We start from the raw sequence: 24,137 nt of genomic DNA, 5'->3' as shown, positions 1-24,137 counted from the left end.
TACTGGTAAATCATTCAAAGAGAAGAGTGTAAATCCATACAAAAAAGACGAAGTGTCTCCACTTCGTCTCATCTGTGTAAAATGAGTCATTTTAAGCATGTGCCAAGTTATTGGATGTTTGGAGAGGCTCAGAACGCAAACGATAGGCCGTTAGCTTTTTCTTAGGCTTATGGGTAAACTGCCGCACCACATCCACGTGGTCATCGTAATGATACAGATAAAGGGTCACATCATGCTTGCCAAGCTTTGTTTGCATGGTAAGCGGCGTCGGTCCTTCCTGTGGATGAAGAAAACGCTCTTCGTCACCAGGATAAATATAATAGCGTTCAATAAAGATCGCATCATTAAAATGTTGAATAATTTCAGATGTTTGCTGATCATCGAGTGGACGTCCTTGAAACGTCATCGTTGTTTGATCACTTGTTACTTTTGCATGCACCGCATAACGACTAAAAAGGCGTTCAACAACACCGGAAGGCAGCGAAGTGACAAGCAGCTTTAAAAGACTAAACACAACAAGTGAAGTAACAATCCAAACCAATATCATCATCTCCAATAAACATTTGTTCCATTTCCTATATGAACCATCTTAACATAACAAAAGAATAAAGCTTTCACACAAAAAGTGAACTTTTTGAAATAAGTGTGAAGATTTAAAAGGAGATGACAGCGAAAGAACGAAGAACCAACAAAGCTGAAAGGAAAAAAGGCTGATACATCATCTTTACAAACAATCGATCAGACAGGTAGACTATTGAAACAGTTGATTTTTTGTGAAACGGTACAGCTAAAAATGGAAAGGGGCGAGGCCATCATGATACGTCAAGTGAAGCCGTCAGATTTTTATGCGGTCACATCCGTCATTCAAAGCTGGTGGGGAGGCAGAGATTTGCGCGCAAAATTGCCAAAGCTATTTTTCGAACATTTTCAGCAAACAAGTTTTGTCGTTGTTGAAGAAGGTGAACTGATCGGCTTTTTAGTCGGTTTTTTATCGCAATCGCATTCAGATGAAGCGTATATTCACTTTGTGGGGGTACATCCAGACCACAGAAAATTAAAGATTGGCAAAATTCTCTATCAAGCATTTTATGAAGCGGCTGAAAAGGAAGGAAGAACAACGATTAAGGCGATCACAGCTCCTATCAATAAAGTCTCGATTGCTTACCATACAAAGCTCGGTTTTCAGATAGAAAAGGGAGATAAAACGGTTGATGGCATTTCAGTTTTTTCAGATTACGACGGCATTCATGAAGACAGGGTGCTATTTGTGAAAAAGCTGGAGGCGAAAGCATGATCATTAGACTGGATCAAAAAAATAAAGAACAAGCAAAAGAGCTGTTACATATCCAATTGGCTGCATATCAGCGGGAGGCAGAGCAAATTGGCTATCAAGATTTACCGCCCTTAAAAGAAACAGTTAAAGACATAATAGAAACAAATGAAATTTTCATAGGATTTGAAAAAGAGGGGCATTTGTTAGGGATCGCTTCATATGAACTGCATGACGATCGGATCATCCTCAGCCGGTTAGCTGTGCACCCTCATCATGTCAAACAAGGAATCGGGACAGCGCTCCTGCAATCCATAATCCAGCATCAAAAAACAATTGAGCTCACAACAGCGGAAGCAAATATACCAGCAATCAAGCTTTATGAAAAACTAGGGTTTAAACAGAAGGACCGTTTGCAGGTGGAAAACAATCTGATGTTAACAAAGATGGAACGTTTGATGCTTCGAAAAGTGGAAGTGATTGAATACCAATCGAGCTGGCCAAAACAATTTCAAGATGAGCATGACAAGCTGAAAAAGATAGTTGGCGACAACTGGGTATATGGCCACCATATTGGCAGTACGTCAGTCATAGGAATGGCGGCTAAGCCAATTATTGATATCTTGCTAGAGGTGAAGCATATCAGCAGCTTAGATGAGTGTAACCACCTTTTTCACCAGCTTGGTTATGAACCGCTCGGAGAAAATGGACTCAAGGGAAGACGTTTTTTTAGAAAAGGCGGCTTGAACCGAACACATCACGTTCACGCCTATGAAGCCGGACATGATGATGTAAAAAGGCATTTGGTGTTCCGAGATTATTTAAAAGCTGCACCTGATCGTGCCAAAGCCTATTCCGATAAAAAGCGTCAATTGGCAAAAGCCTATCCTGAAGATATGGCAAGTTATATGAAAGGAAAAGATGGGCTCATTAAAGAAATTGAACAAGAAGCGTACAATTGGTCAGAGCAGTTAAAGACAAACGATCAGACATAAGAGCTGGCAGGACGTGAACATGTTTAATTAATGACTGATATGTTACAATGTAACAATCAACGAAAAAAGGATGTTCGGCATGTATATTCATATAACAGAACCAGCAGCAGCGTTCCTTACAAAACAACAAGCAGCGCATGAAACAAAAGAACTGCTCCTTCGATATGATTCAGATGGGTGCGGCTGTGCGGTAAGCGGTGTTCCAATGATTTGGCTCATAGGTGAAAGAACAGGCGAATGGGAAGAGCTCAAGCATAATCAGCTCTTTAAGCTGTACATACACACAGCACAAAAGGTCTTTTTTGACGAGGAAATGACGATTGATTTTAATGAAAAAGCCAACACACTCATGTTGAAAAGTCCTCAACAAATACTCAGCCCGAGAATGGGTATACTTGTAAAGTAAGGTGGAAATGTAGTGGATCAAAAGCTAAAAGTGATACAAAATACGGCACAAAATAAAACATGGGTGTCGTTTTTAAATAACAATCATCCCTATAGCCTTTTGCACTGGTCAATAGGTGGAATGGATTCGGTGAAAAAGGACGTTTGGCTTCTTCAAGATGAAGTCACATTTGAAACGGAAGAATTTCCAACGCTCGAATTAGCTGTCAATTGGATCAAAGAGAATATGGACCAAGTAACAGATGTATTATAAGAGCCCTTTTTCGAAAGGGTTTTTTTCGTGCGTTCATCATCTCATCAAACCGCACGGTTGTCTAATCTGAAAAATGATCTTTTGAAGCGAAAAAAGCAGTTTTTCAACAAACAATTCGACAAAATGAGCAAGCTGGAAATAAAAAAATAATGGCTGTAAATGCCGAAAAATAGGCATTCGCAGCGTTTATTGCGGGATACCGAAAACTTTGCGAAAAATGACATTTCATATTTCTTCCATTCGAGGAAATGTGATAGAATACAACATGTATCGTATATGAGAAGGGAGGTGCTAAAGTGAATTGAAGCTCAAGCTGTCATCGCCTCAGGTTGGAATCAAAATAAACGAATGGTATAGGCAGATTTGCGGATTTCATGTGATGAAAGCAGAGAAGCTGAAGGCGGAGATCGAGCAGGAAATCCTCGAAATGGAGCAGGATCAAAACTTGTTATTGTTTTACCAGCTGATGGATTTTCGCCACAAGGTGATGCTTGAATATTTTGAACCGGCAAAGAAAGCCTCAAATGATGAAGAAATTAAGAATTTGCTAGAAACGATCGAACATTCACAAACGAAATTAACGGATATGCTTGAATACTATGTTCATTTTTTCACAGGAATGTTTGAATTTGAACAGCGAAACTATTTAAGTGCTATTGCTTATTACCGCTCAGCAGAAAAAAAGCTCAATCTTATATCAGATGATATAGAAAGAGCAGAATTTTACTTTAAATTAGCAGAAATTTACTACCACATGAAACAAACCCACTTTTCGATGCACTATGCCTTGCAAGCGTTAGATACGTATTCTGCCTACAGAACGTACACGCTGAGAATCATCCACTGTGAATTTGTCATCGGTGCAAACTATGATGATTTGAAATGCTATGAACATGCATTGCCCTACTTTAAAAATGCTCTAAAGCGAGCACGCTCAATTGGAAACCCTCGAGTCATAGGTTCGGCCCTTTTCAACTTAGGTAACTGTTATTATCAAATGAACGATCTTGCGGAAGCAAGCCGTTATCTGAAAGACTCTATTGAAGTGTTTGAAAAGGAGAATTTAACCCATCTTAATCGCTCTCTAGACCCACTATTTATGCTGACACAAATCCTGTTTAAACAAAAACAAATAGAAGAGTCGTTAACCCTCTATCAACAAGGTATTATGAAGGCCTGTGAATTAGAAGATGAAATTTACATCTGCAAATTTCAGTTCTTAAAAGCATTATACGTTGATGCAGACATAACAATCATAGACGATACATTAGACCTGCTCGAGGACAAGCGCTTATACCCAGATATTGAGGAATTGGCACTTGATGCGGCTCATTATTACAATGAGCTTGGACTGTTTGAAGTATCTACCCGGTTTTACGAAAGGAAAATTCAAGCCATATCAAAAATTCAAAATGGGGGTCATTTATATGAAAACGAGTTTGATAGTTCTTTTATTGGCAGCAACTGCAGGATTATCGGTCATGAGTCAGCAGCAATCGGAAGAGAGCCATATGGAGCTTGCGGGCAGACACCATACAACAGTGGTGACTATCGCATAAGTTAGCTCAAAAAGAGGGGACGAACTGCTGTTCATTCTCCTCTTTTATTTTCATTCAATTCAAATCTTTGAAGAAATGCTTGAATTTCTTGCTCATAAGCTTCCTTATTTTCGCTAAAAGACATTGCATGCGCACCGTGTGGCGCAATAAATAACTGTTTGTCACCCTTTTTTCGTGCATATAACTGCTGACTTTGCTCACAGGGGATATAGTCGTCATGGCGGCTATGAATAAAAAGTACAGGTTCTTTCACCTCATCGATCACATCAAGAGGAGAAACTTGCCGGATGCGGTATCCGTCCCGCCATTTTAATACTTGATCACTTAGTGAAAGAATCCATTGCCCTGAAAGGCGAAAATCTGTTTTTAATCGATAAAGAAGCTGGTCCTCAAAAGAAGCAAAAGGGCAGTCTGCTATGTAAAAATTGGCGTTTGTTTCCGGCTTTGCGGCATATAACAAGGTCGTGACTGCACCCATTGATTCTCCGTGTATCCCAATGATGGCACTTTCTCCGAGTCTTTGTCTGAGCCACTTTACGATCTTTGCTAGATCTTCTTTTTCATAATATCCATAACTCGTGGTTTTCCCGCCGCTCATCCCATGTCTTCTATGATCATAAAGCAGCACATTCCATCCGAGCTTTTGGAATAATTTCATATACTTAACGGAATTAATCAAACTGACTGTCACACCGTGGCAAAGTACGATTGTGCGTGTTGTATGAGGATAAGGCACAAAATAGCCATGTAGATTATAACCAAATGCTGAAGGAATACACACTTTCTCTTTCTTCAGCTGTTGAAATTCCTCGTGATGATAATGGCCTCCATCTGATTCTCGTTTGATGAGCTCTTCATCCGTTAATTTTCGAATATACATCATTTTATTGGTGAAAAAAATGCCGATTACAGCGAGTGGACATAATATGAAGGCAAATATAGCAATCCATTTCTTCATCTAGCCGATTCTTCCTTTCCGGAGTTTTTTCTATGACGATCATACCACATGTGGGTAGATTGACGTGCCTCTTGCTCAGAAAATAAAACGGATGATACACTAAGTCAAAAGGAGAGAGGCACAATGAAAAAGACCAAGCAGGATCAAGCGAAATTAAAGGACGGCATAAAGGACGATGTCAAACAGCAGCTTCTTCAAATGAAACAGAACCTCGCCGTCGAAACAGAAAAAAGAGAAGAACAAAAACGACAAGACCTCCTTCGGCAGCAGAAAGAAAAAGAAAAAAACAAAAGCTTTTCAGAGCTGCTAGATGAAAGCCATTTAGACTGGAGAAAGTATAAAAGCTAAAAAGGGAGCAATGATGCTCCTTTTTTCATGTGATCATCTTGAGATAGATCCACAGAATAAACATAGGTCCATAAAGAGAAAAGCATTTTTGCCCCCTTCATATCACTTCATTTTAGAATCGTGACAGTATGATTTTTACAGTCAAACGAAACGAAATTCCATAACTTATGTTTGAAATAGAAGTAAAAAGGTGTATCGAAAATATGACCATTAAACCCCTTTTGGTAGAGAGTCATTCTCCTTATAATGAAGATGAATTACAAAAATTGGTAATGAGGATGATTCACGTGAAATTGAGAAAAACAATGGCTGGAGTCGCTTTATCTTTAGGATTGCTTTTACCTGTTTCTGGACAAACTCTTGCACAAAGGCTACTTCAATTGTAGATTGTTCTGTAGCTCCTTTTAAAGGTGCAAGTAATCGATTATGTATGTATTCAGATAATGGTTCTTTTGCAAATAGTTTCAGTCGTTTTGGTATCACATTTTATCTTAAAGGCAAATCTGGAAATTATGCATATTACGAAAGTGCAAGATAAGACAACGGGGCTTTAAGCCCCTCCTTATTTTATATAGAGAAAAACATAAAAAATGTAGAAAAACATGAGTTTTTCTACATTTTGACGAGATCAAATGATGTGATTTTTTCTTATTAGGATCGGTGCGCTTCATACACAAACGGTTTTGTATAGTAAGTTACTGCTTTGACTTCTTGGTCACTTAAAGAACGTGCATTTGCTGCTGCTATGTTTTCTTTTAACTGATCCACCGAGCTCGCGCCAAATACAACGGAACTGACCGCAGAATGTTTCAGTACATATTGAATGGACAGTTCGGTGAGGGACAGGTCATAAGCGACTTTCTTTAAAGAAGTAATGATCTGCTGGAGCTCTTCAAATGAATATTGAAGATAGCCGTTTTTTTGAATCGCTGCACTTGCTTGAGAAAGTGGCTTTTCAGTTAATAATCCTTTCGCTAAAGGACCTCTTGCGACGACGCTAATGCTTTGTTCTTCAAGAAGAGAGAACCATTCTTCCGGGCGGCGGTCGAGTAAGCTATATTGCATCATCACGCTTACGATATTGGACTTTTTGGCATATTCTTTAATGACATTTGGGCGGATAGATGAAATGCCATAATAGCGAATAACGCCTTCCTCTACTAATTCTTCAAAAGCCTCAATGGTTTCATCAATGGGGTCATCAATCGTGCCTCCATGCAATTGATATAAATCAATATAATCTGTTTGAAGCCGCTTGAGGCTTTGTTTTACGGCTTCCTTTATGTACGCCTTTGAAGGGTCCCAGTCCCAGCCTGGTTTGCCTTTTTCAAAGCGGTTGCCGCCTTTTGTCGCCAAAATCAAATCCTGCCGTCTGTTTTTAATGGCTTCCCCAACAATTTCCTCATTTGTCCCAAAATCATATAAATCGGCTGTATCCAAATAGTTAATTCCGAGATCAATGGCCTCATCTAATAAAGAGAGCGCTTTTTCTTTATCAGTCCCAAGAGACATGCATCCTAGTGCCGCCTCGCTCACTAAAAGATCTGAGGTGCCAATACGTCTTTTTTTCAATTCCATCACACTCCTATTCTTTCACAGTAAGTGAAAAAAATCAGGAATTCAAGCTAGGTGATTTCAAATGGCGCATTGAAGCAAGCGTTTCGCTTTTCGCTTCTCTTAAATCATCTATGTTAAAATAAATGAAGTAAAAAGTGAAAGTAGAACGAGGAGCTGACAAAATTGAAGGACTTTGAAGAAAAAACATTATCGTCGAAAGAATTATACAACGGAAAAATCATTGATTTGGTACTTGAAGATGTAGAATTGCCTAACGGAAAACAAGGCAAACGCGAAATCATTAAACATCCTGGTGCAGTAGCTGTCATTGCACGTACAGACGAAAATAAAATCATCTTGGTCAAACAATACCGTAAAGCACTAGAGAGAGCCATCGTTGAAATTCCGGCTGGAAAACTAGAAAAAGGGGAAGAGCCGGCACATACAGCATTAAGAGAATTAGAAGAAGAAACAGGATATACAACTCAGCAGCTTCAAAAGCTGACGGCCTTTTATACATCACCTGGTTTTGCAGATGAAATTGTTCACATTTATCTAGCAGATCAGCTAGCTCCGCTTGAAGAAAAAAGAGAGCTGGATGAAGATGAATTTGTCGAAGTAATGGAAGTTTCATTAGAAGAAGCCTTGCACCTCATTGAAGATCAGCATATTTACGATGCAAAAACAGCCTATGCCATTCAATACTTACAACTGCAAGAGGTACTTGAGTCAACAAAATGAAGGAATTTTTTGCAGACATCCATATTCATATTGGCAGAACAAGAACAGGCAGAGCTGTCAAAATTACAGGTGCAAGGTCATTGACAATTGACCAAATTCTCATTGAAGCAGCAGAAAGTAAAGGGATGGGGATGATTGGTGTGATAGATGCACAATCTCCAGAAGTCTTAGAAGAGCTAATAGAGGGTGTAGAGGAAGGCCGGTACACGGAACTAAATGACGGCGGTCTATCATTTGGACCGACAGTGCTGCTTTTAGGCAGTGAATTAGAAATCAATGATGATCATTCAAAGGGACCGATTCATGTGCTGGCATTTATGCCCACACTACACAAAATGTCTGAGTTCTCCGCATGGCTTTCGCTTCATATGAAAAATGTGCATTTGAGTTCACAGCGCCTCTATGTTGATGGGAAAACACTTCAGCGCAAGGTTAAGGAGCTAGGAGGATTGTTTATTCCTGCTCATATTTTTACGCCGCATAAAAGTCTATACGGCAAAGGGGTCAACACTTCTTTAACGGAAGTATTTGATCCGGAACTTATTGATGCTGTTGAGCTTGGTCTTAGCTGTGATACGTCTATGGCGTCCCAGCTGAGTGAGCTGAACCGGTATCCCTTTTTAACGAATTCAGATGCTCATTCTTTAGGGAAAATCGCGCGAGAATATACAAAAATCAGAATGGATCATGCCTCTTTTGCCGAATTCAAGCTAGCCCTTGAAGAAAAAGATGGCAGAGCTGTCACAGGAAATTATGGACTTGCTCCGCGGCTTGGCAAGTATTATCATACGACCTGCGAGAAATGCGGGGGAAGACCTCACGCACCAGATCAAGAAGGGTGCCACGTATGCGGACATACCCGGATGACAAAAGGAGTAAGTGAGCGTTTAAAAGAGCTTGCTGACCAAGAAAGTGAAAAAAGAACGAGACCTCCTTATGTTCATCAGCTTCCGCTTCAGTTTATTCCGGGAGTTGGGCCCAAAACGCTGGAGAAGCTAAAAGCCGTGTTTCACACAGAGATGAATATTCTGCATCAAGCAACAGAACAAGAACTAAAAGCCGTTCTGCCAGAAAAGACAGCGGGCTACATCATCAAAGCAAGAAAGGGTGAAGTCGAACTAATCGCTGGTGGAGGCGGAGTGTACGGTAAGGTGGATATCAATCATGAGTCACATTAAATGGACATGTCAAACGTTTGAACAATTGTCAAAAGAGGATCTTTACTTGATTCTAATGGAAAGAGTCAACGTGTTTGTTGTAGAACAAACATGCCCTTATCCTGAAATTGATCACAGGGACCAAGAAGCAATTCATCTCATCGCAAAAGAGAACGGCACCATTGTGGCTTATTGCCGAATTTTTCAAAACGGGATCGTGTACAAAGAGGCGTCCATCGGCCGCGTTCTTGTGACGCAGGCCGGCCGGAAAAAAGGGTATGGAAAGATGCTACTCATCAAGGCTTTGGAAAAGCTTAGTGAACTAGGTGAAACAAGTGTCAAAATACAGGCGCAGGCCTACCTGAAGTCATTTTACGAATCATTTGGTTTCAAGGCCGTCTCAGATGTTTATGATGAAGATGGGATTCCGCATCTTGATATGGTAAAAACAGAAAGATAGACGTATTTACGTCTATCTTTTTTATGTAACATCGTGTATCATAACGTCAACGAAAGGGGTTTTGCCTAATGGGAAAAAGCAAAGCAAAGAAAAAACGAGAGCATATCCAAAGACAGCACAGCCGAAATCCAGAACTGTCGAGAGGAAACATGCCGCATTTTAGCACACACGAAAGGAAGACAAAAACAAAACAAGAAGTCTTGCAGCACATGATGAAAAAACATAAAGGACGAAATGCTTATGATCACTATCAAGAGGATCATAAGCATTTTTATTTTGCTTTTTTGTGACAACTAGATCAAATAAATGGAAAAATTTAAAAAATAGGACAAACGGTCGTTTCTTTTTGTCTAAAAATGTAGTTAAATGACAAAAAGAAACGAAAGGGAGAGTGGGTATCATGAACGTCAAGTCATTTGGAGCAGGGCTTTGTATGGCAAGTGTGCTTGTGGCATCGGTCATGTTTGGCACGTCAGATATTTCTGCAAAGGAGCAAGTAAAAAAAGAGTACATGATCGGCTTTTCTTCTTCCGTTCAAGACAAAATACAAAAACAGCTTGTAGAAGAAGCTGGCGGGCATGTGAAAGAATCCATAGAGCAAATAGATATGATGAAAGTGTCGTTGAATGAGACATCAAAAAAGAAACTGAATGAAGCAAAAGAAGTGACCTTCATTGAGGAAGACCAAAAAGCAAAAACAAGCAGTCAAACTGTTCCATATGGCATCAAAAGCATCAAAGCACAAAAGGTACATAAACAAGGATACGCTGGACAGAATGTCAAAGTAGCAGTTCTTGACAGCGGTATCGACGGAAAACATGAGGATTTACATGTCACCGGCGGGGTGAGCTTTGTACCGGCAGAGTCAGATCCGCTTGTAGATCCGCATAAACATGGGACGCATGTGGCAGGGACAATTGCCGCTTTAGATAATAAGGTAGGTGTCGTTGGTGTTGCGCCAAAAGCCTCTATCTATGCTGTCAAGGTGGCAGATGAAAATGGTGACGGCTACTATAGCTGGATCATAAAAGGGATTGAATGGGCCATTGAGAATGACATGGATGTCATCAATATCAGTATGGGGGGAGCAAGTGAATCTGAGGCGCTGAAAGAAGCGGTAGATCGAGCGTATGATAAAGGGATTCTCATTGTGGCTTCTGCAGGGAATGAAGGAAGTTATGGCTCTCTCAATACGATTGACTATCCGGCTAAATACAGCTCCGTGATGGCTGTTGCCTCTGTTGACCAAAAAAAACAAAGAGCTTTTGATTCCTCTGTTGGCGAAGAACTGGAAATCTCAGCACCAGGCGTTTCAACGCTGAGCACCCTTCCTCATAACGAATATGACTACATGAGCGGAACGTCAATGGCATCACCGCATGTAACGGGCGCTGCGGCTGTCATTCTATCAAAACATCCGAATCTGACAAACGATGAAGTGCGTGAGAGGCTGTCAAAAACGGCGACAAAACTTGGAGAACCTTTTTATTACGGTGCCGGGCTTGTGAACGTACAAAAAGCCGCACGATAAATGAAAAAGAGAAAGCAGTGAGCAGGCTGCTTTCTCTTTTTTCTTTCAATAAAACTGTCATGTTTCGTAATCTCTCTCATAGAATCTAGTAACCTTACTATTTGGGAGGAAGACACATGCGGAAAAAGTCTTGGAAGGAGCATCTTCTTCAGCACGTAAAAGATCATCTCTCGATTTATTTATTTGTCTCTGTACTCTTTTTAATGGGTGTGATCTTCGGGGCCATCATTGTCAATAGCATGACATTCAGCCAGAAAGAGGATTTATTCTATTATTTAAATCAATTTTTTGGTCAGCTGACGAATGAGAAAGCAGCAGAATCAAAAGAAATGTTTTTACAAAGCTTCCTGCATCATATGAAATATTTAGGCCTTATGTGGATACTGGGAATATCCATCGTTGGTCTGCCTCTTATCTTTCTTATGATCTTTTTAAAAGGAATTGTTGTTGGATTTACTGTTGGTTTTCTCGTGAATCAAATGGGGCTGAGTGGATTTTTTCTCTCGTTTGTATCGGTGCTTCCGCAAAACATTTTGCTCATTCCAGCCTATTTAGTGATTGGCACCTGTGCCATTGCATTTTCCATCCGTCTCATTGGACAGCTCTTCATGAAAAAAACCATCAGTCAAGCACCCGTCCAGTGGTTTGGCCGGTATGCATCGGTTCTGCTGATGATTTTAGCGCTTGCTGCACTTTCGTCCTTTTTTGAATCGTACATATCATTCATGCTGATGAAAAAGCTTGCAGGCATTCTTTTATAATTGTTATTAATTAATAATCAATTTATTTATCAATTTAAAATGATTATAGTTGGCTCTCAGCACATCATTTGATATAATGATCAAGTAATGTGGCGTAGGAGGGAAAGTCAATGGAAAATAGGATTGATCGAATTAAGAAACAGCTTCATTCTTCCAGCTACAAGCTCACGCCACAGCGTGAAGCCACAGTAAGAGTACTGCTTGAGAATGAAGAAGACCATTTAAGTGCAGAAGATGTATACCTCCTCGTAAAAGAGAAGTCTCCTGAAATTGGTCTTGCTACTGTTTATCGGACGTTAGAATTGCTCACTGAATTGAAAGTTGTTGATAAAATTAACTTTGGAGACGGCGTTTCGCGTTATGATCTTCGCAAAGAAGGAGCCGCTCACTTCCATCACCATCTTGTCTGCATGGAATGCGGAACAGTCGATGAGATAGAAGATGATTTATTAGAAGATGTCGAAGAGATTATTGAACGTGACTGGAAATTTAAAATTAAGGATCATAGATTGACATTCCATGGTATTTGCCACCGGTGTCATGATGATGAATCCGGCAAATAATCCGAATTGGAACCTTTTCATTTAAGATGAAGAGGTTTTTTGCATTTTCGCTGTATATTCCTTGTCCTACCTGGCATATGCTGAAGTAATGAGAAGGTGAGAAAGGACTTGAAGATCATGCGAAAATGGCTCAAAACAACAGGCGAAGTGATCAAAGTATTTATCTTGTTCACAGGTTTTACCGTCCTGTTCTATTATGCTATGATATGGATAAATTCAGAATATGAAAGCTACCATCGTTATGATAAACCAGAGGGTGCAGCAATTAAAGTGATGGAAATGGATCAGCCGAATCAAGACAATTGGCAAGATCGATTGATTTATTTTTATCAAAACGGGGAGTAGAAATCATTGAACGATCAATTATCCGACTTTATTCATTTTATGACCGTAGAGAGAGGACTCTCTGAAAATACCATTGTTTCTTATAAAAGAGATTTACAGAACTACTTGTCTTTTTTAATGACACATGAACAGCTGACGGATATTAGCGATGTCACGCGCCTGCATATCATTCATTATTTAAAGCAGCTAAAAGAGGAAGGGAAATCGAGTAAAACGTCTGTACGGCATCTATCATCGATCCGTTCCTTTCATCAATTTCTGCTTCGGGAAAAAGTGACAACGGATGACCCGTCATGGAACATTGAAACGCAAAAAACAGAGCGGACATTACCGAAAGTTTTATCATTAGGGGAGGTCGAAAAGCTGCTTGATACACCAAATCAGCACACTCCTTTTGACTACCGAGATAAAGCAATGCTTGAGCTCTTATATGCAACAGGTATTCGCGTCAGTGAAATGCTGGATCTGACCCTTGCCGATGTGCACCTCACAATGGGCTTTATCCGCTGTTTTGGAAAAGGAAGAAAAGAACGAATTGTGCCAATCGGTGAAGCTGCTGCAAGCGCAATTGAAGAATATATCGAAAAGGGAAGAAGCAAGCTGTTAAAAAAACAGCCGTCAGATGCCCTATTTCTCAATCATCACGGGAAAAAAATGTCGCGGCAGGGCTTCTGGAAGAACTTAAAAAAACGAGCCATTGAAGCAGGGATTCAAAAGGAACTGACGCCTCATACGCTCAGACATTCATTTGCTACACACCTGCTTGAAAACGGTGCGGACTTAAGAGCTGTACAGGAGATGCTCGGACATGCCGATATCTCAACAACACAAATTTATACACATGTGACGAAAACAAGACTGAAAGATGTGTATCACAAATTCCATCCAAGGGCATAAGTAAAGCATGACACGGTGAACGGGTGTCATGCTTTTTCATCTTTACACCGTTTATGGTTGTCAACTGGCTTGTAAACGGTTTATACTTGAGATGTCTGACCTCTTACTGTTTGTAAGGTCAAAAGACAAGAATATTGAAGGAGGCGCTTTTTAATGCCTGATTATCAGTATAAACGCATTTTCCTCGTCGTAATGGATTCAGTAGGGATTGGGGAAGCACCAGATGCTGCTGATTTTAATGATGTAGGTGCAGATACACTTGGACATATTGCTGAAAAAATGAACGGGCTTCATATGCCGAATATGGCGAAGCTTGGGCTGAGTCATATTAAAGAAATCAAAGGAATTCCAGCGGATGAAAAACCGCTTGCGTATTATGGAAAAATGCAAGAAGCATCAAATGGTAAAGACACAATGACGGGACACTGGGAAATTATGGGTCTTTACATAGACACACCGTTCAAAGTCTTTCCAGAAGGATTCCCAGATGAACTATTAAATGAACTAAAAGAAAAAACAGGCCGAGGTATTATTGGAAATAAACCTGCGTCTGGTACGGAAATTTTAGATGAGCTTGGCGAAGAGCACATGAAAACAGGCGATTTAATTGTTTACACTTCTGCGGATTCTGTGCTGCAAATTGCTGCGCACGAAGAAGTTGTACCATTAGATGAGCTTTACCGTATTTGTGAAATTGCCCGTGAACTCACATTAGATGAAAAATATATGGTTGGACGGATTATCGCTCGTCCGTTTGTCGGAGAGCCCGGTGCTTTTGTTAGAACGCCAAACCGTCATGACTATGCGCTAAAACCATTTGACCGTACAGTCATGAATGAACTGAAAGATGATGGGCTCGATGTCATTGCGATTGGAAAAATCTCTGATATTTATGACGGCGAGGGGATCACATCATCTCTTAGAACGAAATCGAACATGGATGGAATGGACAAGCTGGTCGATACACTAAAAACAGACTTTACAGGACTCAGCTTTTTAAACCTTGTTGATTTTGACGCTCTTTATGGGCATAGAAGAGATCCAGAGGGTTATGGAAAAGCATTAGAGGAATTTGACGCACGTCTTCCTGAAGTGTTTGACCTGTTGAAAGAGGATGATCTTCTTGTGATCACAGCAGATCATGGAAATGACCCGGTTCATCACGGAACAGATCATACAAGAGAATACGTTCCGCTCATTGCTTACAGCAAAAAGCATCAGGAAGCAAATGAACTGCCAACAGCAAAAACGTTTGCTGATCTTGGGGCAACCGTTGCCGATAATTTCAAGATAGCGATGCCAAAATACGGAACAAGCTTTTTATCTAAACTCAAATAGGGGGAAATCTCGTGGGAGCACAGTTTTCAGAAGCGGCGGCATACATTAAACAAGCATCGACATATGTACCAACAGTTGGATTGATTTTAGGATCAGGGCTTGGCATTTTAGCAGATGAGATTGAAAATCCAATCAAAATAAAATATGAAGATATTCCCGGATTCCCTGTTTCAACAGTAGAGGGACATGCAGGGCAGCTCGTGATCGGAACGCTGAAAGGCACTGTCGTTTGCGCGATGCAAGGACGTTTTCATTTCTATGAAGGATATGATATGAAGCAAGTGACGTTTCCTGTCCGTGTGATGAAAGAAATTGGTATTGAAACATGCATTGTCACAAATGCAGCTGGCGGAGTGAATACGTCATTCCGTCCAGGAGATCTCATGCTGATCACAGATCATATCAATATGATGGGAACAAATCCATTAATTGGCCCAAATGACAGTCAAGGCGTTCGTTTCCCTGATATGTCTGCACCGTACGATAAAGAATTGCTGGCACTTGCAGCAGAAACAGCCCATCGTATAGGTATCTCTGTACAGCAAGGGGTTTATGCAGGGATGACAGGCCCTTCATATGAAACACCTGCTGAAGTTCGTTTCCTAAGAACACTTGGAGCAGATGCGGTAGGAATGTCGACTGTTCCAGAAGTCATTGTTGCGCGTCATGCAGGAATCAAAGTACTTGGCATTTCATGCATTTCCAATGCGGCATCTGGTATTTTGGATCAGCCGCTGTCTCATGATGAAGTGATCGAAGTAACGGAAAAAGTGAAAGCAAGTTTTCTTGATTTAGTAAAAGACATTGTCAAACAACTCTCATAGCATGTGTCCAAAAGCCTTCTGCTACCCAAGCAGAAGGCTTTTTTTATTTGCAATCCTGAATAAAACAGCCTGTATGAGGAAAAAATAGAAAGGATTACGATTATGGAGGTCTGCCACTTGAAACGTCATATATGTGCATTGTTTATTTTAATGATCCTTATCTCAATGGTTTCACCATCAGCGACAGCAAAAGAAAAGATTGAAAAACCAGGAGAAAAACAAACATCAGAATTGGCACACGAAGCCAAATCAGCGATCTTAATAGAACGTGACACGGGAAAGGTGCTTTACAATAAAAACAGCGATGAAAAGCTTGCACCCGCAAGTATGACCAAAATCATGACGATGCTTCTCATCATGGAAGCTATTGATCAAGGTAAACTGAAAATGAAAGACAAGGTCAGAACGAGCGACTATGCAGCGTCCATGGGAGGGTCGCAAATCTTCCTTGAACCAGGAGAAGAAATGACCGTGAAAGAAATGCTGAAAGGCATTGCGATTGCGTCAGGAAATGATGCTTCAGTTGCCATGGCAGAGCATATTGCAGGATCTGAAGAACAGTTCGTAGAGCAGATGAACAAAAGGGCGAAAGAGCTTGGTCTCAACTCAACAGTCTTTCAAAACCCAACAGGACTTCCTGAAAAAGACCATTACAGCACAGCTCACGATATGGCAATAATGGCAAAGGAGCTGTTGAAATATGAACAAATCACCAAATTCACAGGTGTCTACGAAGACTATCTACGGCAAAACACAGATAAAAAATTCTGGCTTGTAAACACAAACCGTCTGATTAAATTTTATCCAGGTGTTGATGGGGTGAAAACAGGTTTTACAGGTGAAGCGAAATACTGTTTAACTGCATCTGCTAAAAAAGGTAACATGCGCGTCATTGCGGTTGTCTTCGGCGCAAGCACCCCGAAAGACAGAAACGCTCAGGTAGTCAAAATGCTGGACTACGCATTTAGTCAATATACGACTCATCCGCTTTACAAACGAGGGCAAGATGTGGCGGAGGTCAAAGTAAGCAAAGGGAAAAAGAAAAATATTCAGCTCGTTACTTCTGAACCGATCTCCCTTCTAACGAAAAAAGGCGAAAATGTGGATCAGATCAAAAAAGAAATCAAATTGTCTCATGATGTCAAGGCTCCATTTTCAAAAGGAACGGAACTTGGTACGATCGTCTTGAAAAAAGACGGAAAAGTGCTACATGAAAGCCCTGTAGAAGCAAAAGAAGGAATGGAAAAGGCAGGCATTTGGACTTTCTTCAAACGAGCGATGGCTGATTTTGTGAAATGGAAATAAAAGGAGAAGACTGCTGTAATGGGCAGTCTTTTTGCTATGAGGAAAAAGAAAAGAACATCTAAATGTGACGAATGGTCACTAGTTTTGTCATGGTGAAGGATTTACTTCATATAAAAGAGAAACACTCTTTATCCGAAATTAGAGCAAGGAGGAATAAAAAGATGAGCCTTGGTATTGATTTTCAAGTAAAAGAGAGCGTACTTTGCATTCGGTTAACAGGAGAGCTCGATCATCACTCCGCAGAAACATTGAGACAAAAGGTGACGAATTATTTGGAAACAGAGGACATTCGCCACATTGTGCTGAATCTGGCTGATTTATCGTTTATGGACAGCTCTGGACTCGGAGTGATTTTGGGAAGATATAAAGAAATTAAGCAGCTTGGCGGAGAAATGGTCGTCTGTGCCATCTCGCCAGCAGTGAATCGGTTATTTGATATGTCTGGTTTGTTTAAAATCATTCGTATGGAGCCTTCAGAGCAAACGGCTTTGCAAACATTGGGGGTGGCGTCATGAGAAATGAAATGAATCTGACTTTTTCGGCATTAAGCCAAAATGAATCGTTTGCGAGGGTGACAGTCGCGGCGTTTATCGCTCAGCTTGATCCGACTTTAGATGAATTAACAGAAATCAAGACCGTCGTATCAGAGGCAGTGACAAACTCGATCATCCATGGCTATGATGGGAATCCAGATGGCAAGGTGCATATCCATGTCACATTAGATGACCATGTCGTTTACCTCACCATCCGTGACGAAGGCATGGGTATTACCGATCTTGAGGAAGCAAGACAGCCGCTTTTTACAACAAAACCAGACTTAGAGCGCTCTGGAATGGGCTTTACCATCATGGAGAATTTTATGGATGATGTCATGGTGGACTCATCTCCAGAAATGGGCACGACCATCCGTTTAACAAAGCATCTATCAAAAAGCAAAGCGCTTTGTAATTAAAGGAGCTGCTCATATGGATGTGGAGGTAAAAAAGCAAGCTAAAAAAGCCCAGCTGTCAAATGATGAAGTCAAAGAGCTCATCAAAAAAAGCCAAGACGGTGATCAGCAAGCAAGAGACCTCCTCGTAGAAAAAAACATGCGTCTTGTTTGGTCCGTTGTTCAGCGCTTTTTAAATAGGGGATATGAACCAGATGATCTATTTCAGATTGGCTGTATTGGGCTGTTGAAATCTGTTGATAAATTTGATTTGTCATACGATGTAAAGTTTTCAACGTACGCCGTCCCAATGATCATTGGTGAAATCCAGCGATTTATTCGGGATGATGGAACGGTCAAAGTCAGCCGGTCATTAAAGGAACTCGGAAATAAAATTCGGCGGGCAAGGGATGAATTGTCTAAGTCTCATGGAAGAATGCCGACCGTTCAAGAAATTGCCGAATACCTTGATATCACACCAGAGGATGTCGTCCTCGCCCAAGAAGCGGTCCGCTCCCCATCATCCATTCATGAAACGGTGTATGAAAATGATGGGGATCCGATAACATTGCTTGATCAAATTGCCGATCATTCTGAAGAAAGCTGGTTTGACAAAATCGCACTGAAAGAAGCGATCAAGGAATTAGAAGAAAGGGAAAAACTCATTGTGTATTTAAGGTATTATAAAGATCAGACACAATCTGAGGTTGCAGAAAGACTTGGCATTTCACAGGTGCAAGTCTCACGACTTGAAAAGAAAATTTTAAAACAAATCCAAATGCAAATGGATCAAAAAGACAGCTAGCCAATTCGGCTGGCTTTTTTTGTGTGGTAATTACCGGTAAATCCAGTTCTATCAGTATGAGAACCATTTTTCACCACATACTATTTTTAACCCCTCGTATAGGAAGTGACTTGGATGGACGGACAAATCTTTATTCGGCTGCGCCATCGAATCAAGACCGGTATTGATCAGCTCATTTATTTAGAGGATATCGCTCAAATCACTGGTGATGAGTTTGCTGTGCATAAGCTTAGCAAAATGCCCGTGTATCATGTCAGCAAAAAGGATCGTCACATCGTCGTTCTTGATATTATGCATGTTGTCAAAACGATCAAAAAGACGTGGCCAGATATCGATATTCAAACCGTTGGCGGCTCTGAGGCCATTGTTGAAATTGATACAGGCAAACGCCAGCTTTCGCCCGTTTTATTTGTGTTTGTATGGCTCCTATTATTTGTCGGAGCGGCGCTTGCCATTATGAATTTCCACGAGGATGTCAGTATGCGGCTCGTTCATATCCGCCTATATGAAATGATCACAGGGAAAACGGTTGAGCATCCGTATTTATTACAAATTCCATATAGCTTTGGGCTCGGTTTTGGCATGATTTTGTTTTTCAATCATGTATTTAAAAAGCGTTTAAATGAAGAACCAAGTCCGCTCGAAGTGGAAATGTTTAAATATCAGCTCGATCTCGATCATTATGTCGCACTCAATGAAAATAAAGAAACATTGAAGGATATCCATGATCGGTAAGTGGCTTTTTGTCGTACTCGTTGGACTAGGCGGCGGTTTAACAGTCGGAGCAGGATTTGTGGCATTTCTTACAGTGCTTGGCATCATTCCCCGCTTAATGCAATTAACCAAAACGCAGCGCTTCATACAAGGGTACGAGGCGGCTGTCATTAGCGGGGCGGTTGTTGGCGGCTGGGCCACCTTAAGTCAAATACATCTGCATTTAACCAAATGGCTGGCGCTGCCGGTCGGTCTTTTATCAGGCATCTTTGTCGGCATGCTTGCAGCTGCACTCACTGAAGTATTAAATGTACTTCCTATATTAACGAAAAGAATTGGAATGGACGGGAAAATTGTTTTGCTGCTCATGGCCATCGTCTTAGGAAAGGTATTTGGTTCACTATTTCATTGGCTTATTTATATTTAAGAAATTGGAGGGAACAACACGTGTCGAGTTTAAAAGAGAACTATCCATCTAAGGTGAAAACGTATCAGCCCAAACCACCATATGTCGTGAACTGTATCAAGGCGTTTTTAGTAGGCGGCTTGATCTGTCTGATAGGTGAGGGGCTGCAAAATTTCTATATCCACTTTTTTGATTTTAATGAAAAGACAGCAGGGAACCCAACAGTGGCAACCCTCATTTTAATTTCTTCTCTATTAACGGGTATCGGTATTTACGATAGAATCGGCCAGTTTGCTGGTGCGGGATCGGCCGTACCGGTAACAGGTTTTGCTAACAGTATGACAAGTGCTGCCCTTGAGCATAAAAGTGAAGGGCTTGTTTTAGGTGTTGCCACAAATATGTTTAAACTGGCTGGGAACGTCATTGTGTTCGGTGTCGTCTCGGCATATATCGTAGGGATCATTCGATACATCTTGGAAAAGGTGTTTTCTTAGGAGGAATGAAAGGTGAAACTAACAGGTAAACAATCTTGGGTATTTGAGCACAAGCTTTATGTTAATGCAGAAGGAACCGCTGCAGGACCTAAGGAAAAAGAAGGTCCGATTGGACATTTAATTGATAAAACATACGATGAAATGCACTGTGATCAAAAGAATTGGGAAATGGCTGAAAGAAAGCTCATGGATGATGCGATATCAACCGCTTTATCAAAAGCAAATTTGCAAAAAAGCGATATTGATCTGTTGCTGGCTGGAGATTTACTCAACCAGAACGTCACAGCAAACTATGTGGCAAGAGAGCTGAAGATCCCGTTTCTCTGCTTGTTTGGAGCATGCTCGACCGCAATGGAATCGGTCGCCATTGCGTCAGCACTCATTGATGGCGGCTTTGCAAATAGAGCCATCGCAGCAACAAGCAGTCACAATGCGACCGCAGAACGCCAATTTCGAAATCCGACAGAATACGGTGGACAAAAGCCAGATACAGCAACAAGCACCGTAACTGGGAGCGGAGCCGTTATTATCAGCCAAGAGCCCTCTCAAATTCAAATTACAAGCGCAACGGTAGGCAGGGTCATGGATCTTGGCATTACAGATCCATTTGATATGGGATCGGCCATGGCACCGGCAGCGGCAGACACTATCAAGCAGCATTTAGAAGACTTAGGAAGAACAGTAGATGATTACGATTTGATTTTAACTGGAGATTTATCAGGTATTGGTTCACCGATCTTAAAGGATCTCCTGAAAGAAGAAGGCATTCAACTTGGGCGAAAGCACGATGATTGCGGTTTAATCATTTATACACCCGACCAAAACGTATTCGCTGGAGGCAGCGGCTGTGCTTGTTCAGCTGTTGTGACATTTAGTCATATTTTTCAAGAAATGAAAGCAGGGAATTTGCAAAGAGTACTGGTCGTGGCAACCGGGGCGTTACTCAGCCCAACGATGGTTCAGCAAAAAGAGACCATTCCAACCATTGCGCACGGTGTCGTATTTGAGCGTGCAGGAGGAGAGAGCTAATGGATTATCTAATCGCTTTTGTTGCAGGCGGACTAATTTGCGTCATTGGCCAGCTTTTGCTAGACGTACTTAAACTCACGCCTGCACATGTCATGACTACTTTTGTTGTGGCAGGTACCATTTTAGACGGATTCGGTATTTATGATAAGTTTATTGAATTTGCAGGTGCAGGCGCAACCGTACCAATCGTCAGCTTTGGTCATAGCTTGCTTCATGGGGCAATGCACCAGGCAGATGTACATGGATTCATCGGCATCGGTATCGGTATTTTTGAATTAACCTCTGCTGGAATATCAGCTGCGATTTTATTCTCATTTATTATCGCACTTATCTTTAAACCGAAAGGATAACCGAATATGGGGCAAAGACGGAAAGTCATTTTAGTGACAGACGGAGATATATATGCTGCCAAAACCATTGAGCTTGCCGCTAAAAACGTCGGCGGACGATGTATTTCCAGCTCAAAAGGAAATCCAAGCAAACGGACAGGACCTGAACTTGTTCAGATGATTTTAAAAACGCCGTATGATCCAGTCTTTGTGATGTTTGATGATTCTGGTCTGACAGGTGAAGGAACAGGGGAGACGGCGATGAAACATGTAGCACGCCATCCTGAAATCGAAGTCATTGGAGCGATTGCAGTTGCATCCAAGACGCACCAAGCCGAATGGACAAAGGTCCATGTCTCTATTGACCGGGAAGGTGAACTGACAGAATACGGTGTCGACAAACACGGTCTTCCCGAAATGGAGCCCCATAAAATGAGCGGGGATACAGTGTATTGCCTTGACTCCCTCAACCTTCCGCTAGTTGTCGGGATTGGAGATATTGGCAAGATGGGACGAAAAGATGATCTGAGCAAAGGATCTCCAATCACGATGAAAGCAGTGGAATTAATATTAGAAAGGAGTGGTTTCCATGAAGAAAGACAAGGTAAATGTGTATCGAGACCCGAAGAAAAATGAAGATTACTTCAAAGAAAATGTCGGAATGGGTCTCAGCTTTGACCTTGGTGTTCGGAAAATTTATATACACGATCAGGAAATCCAGCTTTACTATGTAAACGGATTGTGTGATACGCAGTATGTCATTTACTTATTAAAAGAACTAATCGAAATCAATGATAACGAACCAGAATCAGATGATCTTGCACATGTAGTCGAGAACCGCCTTGTCAATCAGCAGGTCTCCAAAGTAAAAACGCTGGATGAAGCAGTGGATCAAGTATTGTCTGGGCTTGTAGCAGTCGTTGTAGAAGGTGAAAACTACGCATTTATCATTGATGTGAGAAGCTATCCTGGCAGAATGCCTGAGGAGCCGGATACAGAAAAGGTTGTCAGGGGAGCAAGGGACGGCTTTGTTGAAAACATTATTGTAAATACAGCGCTTATTCGAAGAAGAGTGCGGGATGAAAAGCTGCGATACAAAATGCTCAAAGTAGGCGAACGTTCCAAAGCCGATGTTTGTGTTTGCTATATTGAAGATATTGCAGACCCCGATCTTGTAGATATTATAGAAAAAGAAGTATCAGGAATCAAAGTCGATGGGCTGACGATGTCTGATAAAACGATTGAAGAATTTATGATTAAGCAAGGATATAATCCCTTTCCGCTAGTGCGTTACACCGAACGTCCAGATGTAGCCGCTAACCACATATTAGAAGGGCATGTCATCATCATTACGGATACATCCCCTAGTGTCATCATTACACCAACCACTATTTTTCACCACGTTCAGCATGCAGAAGAATATCGCCAGGCACCTGCCGTTGGTACATTCCTAAGATGGGTACGCTTTTTAGGTATTTTATGTTCTACCTTTCTTTTGCCGATTTGGTTTCTTTTTATCCTTGAACCAAATCTTCTGCCTGACAATTTAAGCTATATTGGGTTTAACAAACCTTCTCATATCCCTGTGATTCTCCAAGTGTTCCTTGCTGATTTCGGGGTGGAATTTTTAAGGATGGCAGCAATTCATACGCCAACCGCATTGTCGACCGCCATGGGACTGATCGCGGCTGTTTTAATTGGACAAATCGCTATTGATGTCGGTTTGTTTACACCAGAGGTCATCTTATACGTTTCACTGGCGGCGATCGGTACCTTTACAACGCCAAGCTATGAGCTGAGTGTCGCCAATAAGATTGTAAGGCTCATCATCCTAGCACTAGTGGCGATCTTCAAGCTGAATGGACTCATCATTGGTTTTACGTTGTTACTCATTTATTTAACTTCCATCCGTTCATTGCAGACGCCTTATATGTGGCCGTTCATTCCTTTTAATGGAAAAGCTTTGTGGCAAGTGCTGATTCGGACGTCTGTTCCTGGCTCAAAAGTAAGGCCGAGCATTGTTCACCCTCAAAACAGATCAAAAATTCCGCCAAATTCTTAAGGCTCATTGAAAGTGGCTGAAGATTGTGATATTGTATTTTTAACTTTGAGACAAGGCAAAAGGCAGCTCACGCAGCTGCCTTTTTTCAGCCGAAGCGGAGAAA

Annotated in this window: 33 protein-coding genes; 30 read left to right on the top strand and 3 right to left on the bottom strand. The window is 41.2% G+C overall.

The features are described 5' to 3' along the window. Positions 1 to 91: 91 nt before the first annotated feature. On the bottom strand, positions 92 to 541 hold the full coding sequence (locus ACP69X_RS11595) for a YfmQ family protein (RefSeq protein ID WP_073979648.1): 450 nt from the start codon (positions 539 to 541) through the stop codon (positions 92 to 94). A 273-nt stretch (positions 542 to 814) separates the two neighbouring features. Here ACP69X_RS11595 and ACP69X_RS11590 point away from each other — a divergent pair, with 273 nt between their 5' ends. The 5 genes from ACP69X_RS11590 to ACP69X_RS11570 all read left to right on the top strand — a co-directional run bounded on the left by ACP69X_RS11590 (position 815) and on the right by ACP69X_RS11570 (position 4,487). After that, positions 815 to 1,294 (top strand): GNAT family N-acetyltransferase, encoded by a 480-nt coding sequence (locus ACP69X_RS11590; RefSeq protein WP_041086032.1) that lies wholly within the window; start codon positions 815 to 817, stop codon positions 1,292 to 1,294. Beyond that, positions 1,291 to 2,265, top strand: a complete 975-nt coding sequence (locus ACP69X_RS11585) for a GNAT family N-acetyltransferase (RefSeq protein ID WP_426052687.1) — start codon at positions 1,291 to 1,293, stop codon at positions 2,263 to 2,265. Before ACP69X_RS11590 ends, ACP69X_RS11585 begins: the two co-directional genes overlap by 4 nt. 79 nt (positions 2,266 to 2,344) lie before the next feature. Beyond that, on the top strand, positions 2,345 to 2,671 hold the full coding sequence (locus ACP69X_RS11580) for an iron-sulfur cluster biosynthesis family protein (protein WP_041086027.1): 327 nt from the start codon (positions 2,345 to 2,347) through the stop codon (positions 2,669 to 2,671). Between the two features lie 12 nt (positions 2,672 to 2,683). Continuing rightward, on the top strand, positions 2,684 to 2,923 hold the full coding sequence (locus ACP69X_RS11575) for a YqkC family protein (RefSeq protein ID WP_024422884.1): 240 nt from the start codon (positions 2,684 to 2,686) through the stop codon (positions 2,921 to 2,923). A 301-nt stretch (positions 2,924 to 3,224) separates the two neighbouring features. Beyond that, complete coding sequence (locus ACP69X_RS11570; RefSeq protein WP_024428051.1) at positions 3,225 to 4,487, top strand: tetratricopeptide repeat protein; 1,263 nt, start codon at positions 3,225 to 3,227, stop codon at positions 4,485 to 4,487. Between the two features lie 26 nt (positions 4,488 to 4,513). Here the strand turns inward: ACP69X_RS11570 and ACP69X_RS11565 are convergent, their stop codons facing one another. Next, positions 4,514 to 5,440: an alpha/beta hydrolase gene (locus tag ACP69X_RS11565; protein WP_338527471.1), complete on the bottom strand. Its 927-nt coding sequence runs from the start codon at positions 5,438 to 5,440 to the stop codon at positions 4,514 to 4,516. Positions 5,441 to 5,563: 123 nt separating this feature from the next. On the opposite strand from ACP69X_RS11565, the gene ACP69X_RS11560 reads away from it, so the two are divergent. The 3 genes from ACP69X_RS11560 (at position 5,564) to ACP69X_RS11550 (ending at position 6,326) form a co-directional block, all read left to right on the top strand. Further along, complete coding sequence (locus tag ACP69X_RS11560; RefSeq protein ID WP_039179706.1) at positions 5,564 to 5,788, top strand: YqkE family protein; 225 nt, start codon at positions 5,564 to 5,566, stop codon at positions 5,786 to 5,788. 203 nt (positions 5,789 to 5,991) lie between these two features. Continuing rightward, positions 5,992 to 6,174 carry a hypothetical protein gene (locus tag ACP69X_RS11555; protein WP_231120192.1) on the top strand — a complete coding sequence of 61 codons (183 nt, stop codon included), beginning with the start codon at positions 5,992 to 5,994 and terminating at the stop codon, positions 6,172 to 6,174. 44 nt (positions 6,175 to 6,218) lie between these two features. After that, on the top strand, positions 6,219 to 6,326 hold the full coding sequence (locus ACP69X_RS11550) for an LCI fold-containing protein (protein ID WP_231120193.1): 108 nt from the start codon (positions 6,219 to 6,221) through the stop codon (positions 6,324 to 6,326). A gap of 113 nt (positions 6,327 to 6,439) precedes the next feature. Here the strand turns inward: ACP69X_RS11550 and ACP69X_RS11545 are convergent, their stop codons facing one another. Further along, positions 6,440 to 7,360 carry an aldo/keto reductase gene (locus ACP69X_RS11545; RefSeq protein WP_426052686.1) on the bottom strand — a complete coding sequence of 307 codons (921 nt, stop codon included), beginning with the start codon at positions 7,358 to 7,360 and terminating at the stop codon, positions 6,440 to 6,442. A 168-nt stretch (positions 7,361 to 7,528) separates the two neighbouring features. Here ACP69X_RS11545 and ACP69X_RS11540 point away from each other — a divergent pair, with 168 nt between their 5' ends. From ACP69X_RS11540 to ACP69X_RS11435, 22 genes are all read left to right on the top strand, one after another. Further along, positions 7,529 to 8,086 carry an NUDIX hydrolase gene (locus ACP69X_RS11540; protein ID WP_081378157.1) on the top strand — a complete coding sequence of 186 codons (558 nt, stop codon included), beginning with the start codon at positions 7,529 to 7,531 and terminating at the stop codon, positions 8,084 to 8,086. Then, on the top strand, positions 8,083 to 9,264 hold the full coding sequence (locus tag ACP69X_RS11535) for a TIGR00375 family protein (protein ID WP_075611593.1): 1,182 nt from the start codon (positions 8,083 to 8,085) through the stop codon (positions 9,262 to 9,264). Before ACP69X_RS11540 ends, ACP69X_RS11535 begins: the two co-directional genes overlap by 4 nt. After that, positions 9,251 to 9,703 (top strand): GNAT family N-acetyltransferase, encoded by a 453-nt coding sequence (locus ACP69X_RS11530; protein ID WP_041086016.1) that lies wholly within the window; start codon positions 9,251 to 9,253, stop codon positions 9,701 to 9,703. The genes ACP69X_RS11535 and ACP69X_RS11530 overlap by 14 nt, the downstream gene beginning before the upstream one ends. A gap of 68 nt (positions 9,704 to 9,771) precedes the next feature. Further along, entirely contained in the window at positions 9,772 to 9,993 is a 222-nt protein-coding gene (locus ACP69X_RS11525) for a hypothetical protein (protein WP_039179694.1), read from the top strand. 110 nt (positions 9,994 to 10,103) lie between these two features. Then, positions 10,104 to 11,234 (top strand): S8 family peptidase, encoded by a 1,131-nt coding sequence (locus tag ACP69X_RS11520; protein ID WP_052468228.1) that lies wholly within the window; start codon positions 10,104 to 10,106, stop codon positions 11,232 to 11,234. Positions 11,235 to 11,350: 116 nt separating this feature from the next. Continuing rightward, on the top strand, positions 11,351 to 11,995 hold the full coding sequence (spoIIM, locus tag ACP69X_RS11515) for a stage II sporulation protein M (RefSeq protein WP_041086012.1): 645 nt from the start codon (positions 11,351 to 11,353) through the stop codon (positions 11,993 to 11,995). 110 nt (positions 11,996 to 12,105) lie between these two features. Beyond that, entirely contained in the window at positions 12,106 to 12,558 is a 453-nt protein-coding gene (gene fur, locus ACP69X_RS11510) for a ferric iron uptake transcriptional regulator (RefSeq protein WP_003215577.1), read from the top strand. 117 nt (positions 12,559 to 12,675) lie between these two features. Then, positions 12,676 to 12,903 carry a YqzK family protein gene (locus tag ACP69X_RS11505; protein WP_024428058.1) on the top strand — a complete coding sequence of 76 codons (228 nt, stop codon included), beginning with the start codon at positions 12,676 to 12,678 and terminating at the stop codon, positions 12,901 to 12,903. 6 nt (positions 12,904 to 12,909) lie between these two features. Next, a complete protein-coding gene (gene xerD / locus ACP69X_RS11500; protein ID WP_039179686.1) occupies positions 12,910 to 13,800 on the top strand; it encodes a site-specific tyrosine recombinase XerD in 891 nt (296 codons plus the stop codon). A gap of 153 nt (positions 13,801 to 13,953) precedes the next feature. Continuing rightward, positions 13,954 to 15,138: a phosphopentomutase gene (deoB, locus tag ACP69X_RS11495; RefSeq protein WP_024422869.1), complete on the top strand. Its 1,185-nt coding sequence runs from the start codon at positions 13,954 to 13,956 to the stop codon at positions 15,136 to 15,138. Positions 15,139 to 15,149: 11 nt separating this feature from the next. Continuing rightward, on the top strand, positions 15,150 to 15,962 hold the full coding sequence (locus ACP69X_RS11490; protein WP_041086007.1) for a purine-nucleoside phosphorylase: 813 nt from the start codon (positions 15,150 to 15,152) through the stop codon (positions 15,960 to 15,962). Between the two features lie 150 nt (positions 15,963 to 16,112). Next, positions 16,113 to 17,267, top strand: a complete 1,155-nt coding sequence (locus ACP69X_RS11485; RefSeq protein WP_370332956.1) for a D-alanyl-D-alanine carboxypeptidase family protein — start codon at positions 16,113 to 16,115, stop codon at positions 17,265 to 17,267. A gap of 161 nt (positions 17,268 to 17,428) precedes the next feature. Continuing rightward, complete coding sequence (gene spoIIAA, locus ACP69X_RS11480; RefSeq protein WP_024422866.1) at positions 17,429 to 17,782, top strand: anti-sigma F factor antagonist; 354 nt, start codon at positions 17,429 to 17,431, stop codon at positions 17,780 to 17,782. Then, positions 17,779 to 18,219, top strand: coding sequence for an anti-sigma F factor (spoIIAB, locus tag ACP69X_RS11475; protein WP_024422865.1), 441 nt, complete (start codon positions 17,779 to 17,781; stop codon positions 18,217 to 18,219). Before spoIIAA ends, spoIIAB begins: the two co-directional genes overlap by 4 nt. Positions 18,220 to 18,232: 13 nt before the next feature. Further along, on the top strand, positions 18,233 to 19,000 hold the full coding sequence (gene sigF / locus ACP69X_RS11470; RefSeq protein ID WP_041086003.1) for an RNA polymerase sporulation sigma factor SigF: 768 nt from the start codon (positions 18,233 to 18,235) through the stop codon (positions 18,998 to 19,000). A gap of 114 nt (positions 19,001 to 19,114) precedes the next feature. Further along, a complete protein-coding gene (locus ACP69X_RS11465) occupies positions 19,115 to 19,735 on the top strand; it encodes a stage V sporulation protein AA (protein ID WP_041086001.1) in 621 nt (206 codons plus the stop codon). Further along, the gene (locus ACP69X_RS11460; RefSeq protein ID WP_034280358.1) at positions 19,725 to 20,141 is read left to right on the top strand and encodes a stage V sporulation protein AB; all 417 of its coding nucleotides are present in this window, start codon (positions 19,725 to 19,727) and stop codon (positions 20,139 to 20,141) included. Before ACP69X_RS11465 ends, ACP69X_RS11460 begins: the two co-directional genes overlap by 11 nt. A gap of 20 nt (positions 20,142 to 20,161) precedes the next feature. Then, positions 20,162 to 20,614, top strand: a complete 453-nt coding sequence (gene spoVAC / locus ACP69X_RS11455) for a stage V sporulation protein AC (protein WP_041085999.1) — start codon at positions 20,162 to 20,164, stop codon at positions 20,612 to 20,614. 12 nt (positions 20,615 to 20,626) lie between these two features. Then, the gene (spoVAD, locus tag ACP69X_RS11450) at positions 20,627 to 21,643 is read left to right on the top strand and encodes a stage V sporulation protein AD (RefSeq protein WP_041085997.1); all 1,017 of its coding nucleotides are present in this window, start codon (positions 20,627 to 20,629) and stop codon (positions 21,641 to 21,643) included. After that, positions 21,643 to 21,993, top strand: a complete 351-nt coding sequence (gene spoVAE, locus ACP69X_RS11445) for a stage V sporulation protein AE (RefSeq protein ID WP_007501045.1) — start codon at positions 21,643 to 21,645, stop codon at positions 21,991 to 21,993. The genes spoVAD and spoVAE overlap by 1 nt, the downstream gene beginning before the upstream one ends. 6 nt (positions 21,994 to 21,999) lie before the next feature. Further along, positions 22,000 to 22,608, top strand: coding sequence for a stage V sporulation protein AE (locus ACP69X_RS11440; RefSeq protein WP_041085994.1), 609 nt, complete (start codon positions 22,000 to 22,002; stop codon positions 22,606 to 22,608). After that, positions 22,562 to 24,034 (top strand): spore germination protein, encoded by a 1,473-nt coding sequence (locus ACP69X_RS11435; RefSeq protein ID WP_041085992.1) that lies wholly within the window; start codon positions 22,562 to 22,564, stop codon positions 24,032 to 24,034. The genes ACP69X_RS11440 and ACP69X_RS11435 overlap by 47 nt, the downstream gene beginning before the upstream one ends. Positions 24,035 to 24,137 lie beyond the last annotated feature (103 nt).

The organism is Bacillus sp. DC4300-2b2, assembly GCF_049895685.1.
GTDB lineage: Bacteria > Bacillota > Bacilli > Bacillales > Bacillaceae > Bacillus > Bacillus safensis.
This window is presented reverse-complemented; position numbering and strand designations above follow the sequence as displayed.

What these genes read in the sequence shown, in the direction of transcription:
- ACP69X_RS11590 (WP_041086032.1), top strand. Translation starts at nt 815, where the DNA reads ATGATACGTCAAGTGAAGCCGTCAGATTTTTATGCGGTCACATCCGTC.
- ACP69X_RS11585 (WP_426052687.1), top strand. Translation starts at nt 1,291, where the DNA reads ATGATCATTAGACTGGATCAAAAAAATAAAGAACAAGCAAAAGAGCTG.
- ACP69X_RS11580 (WP_041086027.1), top strand. Translation starts at nt 2,345, where the DNA reads ATGTATATTCATATAACAGAACCAGCAGCAGCGTTCCTTACAAAACAA.
- ACP69X_RS11565 (WP_338527471.1), bottom strand. Translation starts at nt 5,440, where the DNA reads ATGAAGAAATGGATTGCTATATTTGCCTTCATATTATGTCCACTCGCT.
- ACP69X_RS11560 (WP_039179706.1), top strand. Translation starts at nt 5,564, where the DNA reads ATGAAAAAGACCAAGCAGGATCAAGCGAAATTAAAGGACGGCATAAAG.
- ACP69X_RS11555 (WP_231120192.1), top strand. Translation starts at nt 5,992, where the DNA reads ATGACCATTAAACCCCTTTTGGTAGAGAGTCATTCTCCTTATAATGAA.
- ACP69X_RS11550 (WP_231120193.1), top strand. Translation starts at nt 6,219, where the DNA reads ATGTATTCAGATAATGGTTCTTTTGCAAATAGTTTCAGTCGTTTTGGT.
- ACP69X_RS11535 (WP_075611593.1), top strand. Translation starts at nt 8,083, where the DNA reads ATGAAGGAATTTTTTGCAGACATCCATATTCATATTGGCAGAACAAGA.
- ACP69X_RS11530 (WP_041086016.1), top strand. Translation starts at nt 9,251, where the DNA reads ATGAGTCACATTAAATGGACATGTCAAACGTTTGAACAATTGTCAAAA.
- ACP69X_RS11525 (WP_039179694.1), top strand. Translation starts at nt 9,772, where the DNA reads ATGGGAAAAAGCAAAGCAAAGAAAAAACGAGAGCATATCCAAAGACAG.
- ACP69X_RS11520 (WP_052468228.1), top strand. Translation starts at nt 10,104, where the DNA reads ATGAACGTCAAGTCATTTGGAGCAGGGCTTTGTATGGCAAGTGTGCTT.
- spoIIM (WP_041086012.1), top strand. Translation starts at nt 11,351, where the DNA reads ATGCGGAAAAAGTCTTGGAAGGAGCATCTTCTTCAGCACGTAAAAGAT.
- fur (WP_003215577.1), top strand. Translation starts at nt 12,106, where the DNA reads ATGGAAAATAGGATTGATCGAATTAAGAAACAGCTTCATTCTTCCAGC.
- ACP69X_RS11505 (WP_024428058.1), top strand. Translation starts at nt 12,676, where the DNA reads ATGCGAAAATGGCTCAAAACAACAGGCGAAGTGATCAAAGTATTTATC.
- deoB (WP_024422869.1), top strand. Translation starts at nt 13,954, where the DNA reads ATGCCTGATTATCAGTATAAACGCATTTTCCTCGTCGTAATGGATTCA.
- ACP69X_RS11485 (WP_370332956.1), top strand. Translation starts at nt 16,113, where the DNA reads ATGATCCTTATCTCAATGGTTTCACCATCAGCGACAGCAAAAGAAAAG.
- spoIIAA (WP_024422866.1), top strand. Translation starts at nt 17,429, where the DNA reads ATGAGCCTTGGTATTGATTTTCAAGTAAAAGAGAGCGTACTTTGCATT.
- spoIIAB (WP_024422865.1), top strand. Translation starts at nt 17,779, where the DNA reads ATGAGAAATGAAATGAATCTGACTTTTTCGGCATTAAGCCAAAATGAA.
- sigF (WP_041086003.1), top strand. Translation starts at nt 18,233, where the DNA reads ATGGATGTGGAGGTAAAAAAGCAAGCTAAAAAAGCCCAGCTGTCAAAT.
- ACP69X_RS11465 (WP_041086001.1), top strand. Translation starts at nt 19,115, where the DNA reads ATGGACGGACAAATCTTTATTCGGCTGCGCCATCGAATCAAGACCGGT.
- ACP69X_RS11460 (WP_034280358.1), top strand. Translation starts at nt 19,725, where the DNA reads ATGATCGGTAAGTGGCTTTTTGTCGTACTCGTTGGACTAGGCGGCGGT.
- spoVAE (WP_007501045.1), top strand. Translation starts at nt 21,643, where the DNA reads ATGGATTATCTAATCGCTTTTGTTGCAGGCGGACTAATTTGCGTCATT.
- ACP69X_RS11440 (WP_041085994.1), top strand. Translation starts at nt 22,000, where the DNA reads ATGGGGCAAAGACGGAAAGTCATTTTAGTGACAGACGGAGATATATAT.
- ACP69X_RS11435 (WP_041085992.1), top strand. Translation starts at nt 22,562, where the DNA reads ATGAAGAAAGACAAGGTAAATGTGTATCGAGACCCGAAGAAAAATGAA.